Annotated in this window: 1 protein-coding gene and 1 pseudogene; one reads left to right on the top strand and one right to left on the bottom strand. The window is 69.3% G+C overall.

The genetic code is table 11. The annotated features are described in order from the left end of the window. Nucleotides 1-161: 161 nt before the first annotated feature. Entirely contained in the window at nucleotides 162-452 is a 291-nt protein-coding gene (locus tag VFA16_RS23725) for an Rv1535 domain-containing protein (protein WP_349256703.1), read from the top strand. Here the strand turns inward: VFA16_RS23725 and VFA16_RS15980 are convergent. Continuing rightward, nucleotides 424-2,433 (bottom strand): annotated as a pseudogene (locus tag VFA16_RS15980) (cation-translocating P-type ATPase); the annotation flags it as partial. The gene VFA16_RS23725 and the pseudogene VFA16_RS15980 overlap by 29 nt on opposite strands. Nucleotides 2,434-2,475 lie beyond the last annotated feature (42 nt).

The following is a 2,475-nucleotide window of genomic DNA, read 5'->3' as shown; positions in this document are numbered from 1 at the left end:
CCCACCACGGGGAGATTCACCAGGAACGACTCACCGCGGCGTATCTCCTCCACCGCCTCACTTTGCGAAGTGCCGCGACGCGACTTCCTTTCAACCATGATTCGCCTTTCGGTAACTAAGGATTTGCCGTCGAGCCGGGTGCTCCGGTCACTGTCGAATGTATGGCGACGACGGATGCTCTGGCCGACCCGCTAGTTTCAGCGCTGGGCGCGCTGCTAACTGTTCCTCTGGTGCACTTGTACGCGGTCGCGTGGCGGCACGGCGTCGTGGACGTGGTGAAGAGCGATCGCTCGTCGGCTCAGCCGGAATCGACGGCTGCTCTGGCTCTGCTGCTCGCTGACCAGCGACAAGGCGGTTCAGCACACCCACCGCGGCGGTCGCGGCGGTCGCCGAACCCAGCGCCTGAGCCCACGCGATCGGACCGAGCGGTGTACAGCCAAGCAGCTGGCTGACACCCGGAATGCTGATCAGCGTCCCCATCACGACAAGCGAGCCGCCAGCGGTGAACACCACCAGCGGGGCGTGCGAATCCAGCAATGTCTGGCCCAGCTGAGTGGTCACCAACGCGACCAGCGCCGCGGTCGACGCCCGCTGTGGCCGTCCAGTGACGCTGGCCATCGCCCACGCCGCGGTGGCCGCGGCCGCCGTCGTTGCCCCGCGAACACCGACCGCGCGCCACAGCGCTCGCTCGTCGAGGCCGCGGGTTCCGGGCTTGCCGGCGCTGGTCGTCGGGCTCACCGCGAGCGCCGCCGCCGGCAGCGCATCGGTCAGCATGTTGACCAGCAGCAGCTGACGGGTGTTCAGCGGCGACTGCCCGGTAATCGCGCTGCCGATGATGGCGAACACCACCTCGCCGGCGTTGCCGCCGAGCAGCACCGACACCGCCGCCTGCACGCGCCGCCACAGTTCGCGGCCTTCGTCGATTGCCTGCGGCAGCGCTTCGATACGGGCGTCGGTCAGCACCACGTCGGCAACGGTGTGGGCTGGGTCGCTGCCGCGCGCTACCACCCCGATGCCGACGGTGGCGGCGCGGATCGCGGCGGCGTCGTTGGAGCCGTCGCCGACCATCGCGCATACCCGACCGGTCCGCTCCAGGGTCTGGACGATCTGCACCTTGTTCTCCGGCGACATCCGGGCGAACACCACCCGCTCGGCGACCGCATGCTCCTGGTCCTTGCGGGACATGGCGTCCCACTCCGAGCCGCTGATGACCTGATCGAGTGTCACCGGCATGCCCAGCTCCGCGGCGATCGCCGCGGCGGTAATCGGGTGATCGCCGGTGATCAGCCGGATGGCCACGTCGCGTTCCTGCAGATCCGCGAGCAGTCCCTTAGCTTCCGGTCGCGGGGTGTCGGAGAGCCCGAGCAGCCCGACCAACGACAATTCGCCGGCGCACAGGTCAGCGATCGCATCGTCGGGATCGTCGTCGACGGCTTGCATCTGTCCCTGGCTCAGCCGCCGCCGCGCGACCGCGATCACCCGTAATCCGCTGGCCGCCAGCTGACGGACCGTGTCGTCCATGCCGGCGCCGACGTTTTGGCAGCGGGCCAGCACCACCTCCGGTGCCCCCTTGACGGTCAGCTCGTCGTCGGTCACCGACGCCGAGAACGACCTTCCGGAGCGGAACGGCAGGTGGGCGTCGGGTTCGCCGGCGGGGTGTGAACCGTTGACGGCCAGCGCCGCCTCGGTGATGGCGACGTCGGTGGCGTGGATCTGCGGGCCGCCGTTGGCGGTCGGGGCGGCGTGCGCAGCGCACCGCAACACCTCTTCGCGGGAGTAGCCGTCGATGGTATGGACCTGCGCTACCCGCAGCCGGTTCTCGCTGAGCGTGCCGGTTTTGTCGAAGCAGACCACGTCGACGCGGCCCAGCGCCTCCACCGAGCGCGGTACCCGCACCAGTGCGCCGAAGTTGGTCAGCCGCCGCGCCGACGCCTGCTGGGCGAGGGTGGCCACCAGCGGCATGCCTTCGGGCACGGCAGCCACGGTGACGGCGATGCCGCTGGCCACGGCTTCGCGTAATCCTCTGCGGCGCAACAGGCCCAGCGCGCTGACCAGTGCGCCGCCTGTGGCGCTGATCGGCCATGCCCGGTTGGTGAGTTGACTCAGCTGGTGCTGCAGCCCGATTTCGGGCAGGTCACCGGATACCAGTTCAGCGGCGCGACGCACCTGGGTTTCGGGTCCAACCGCGGTCACCAGCGCCACCCCGGTGCCTGCTACCACAGTGGTTCCGGCGTAGAGCATGCAGCGCCGCTCGGCCAGGTCGGCGCCAGGTGTGGGGTCTACCTGCTTGGGCACCGACAGTGATTCACCGGTGAGCGTCGATTCGTCGACCTCGAGGTCTTCTTCGTCGATCAGCCGGGCGTCCGCGGGTACCACCTCATGGGTGCGTACCTCGATCACGTCGCCGGGCCGCAGCTGCTCGGCAGGCACCATGGTGTAGGCCGGCGTTCCGTCTGCTTCGGTGCGGACCTTGCG

The organism is Mycobacterium sp. (assembly GCF_035653355.1).
Taxonomy (GTDB): Bacteria; Actinomycetota; Actinomycetes; order Mycobacteriales; family Mycobacteriaceae; genus Mycobacterium.
This window is presented reverse-complemented; position numbering and strand designations above follow the sequence as displayed.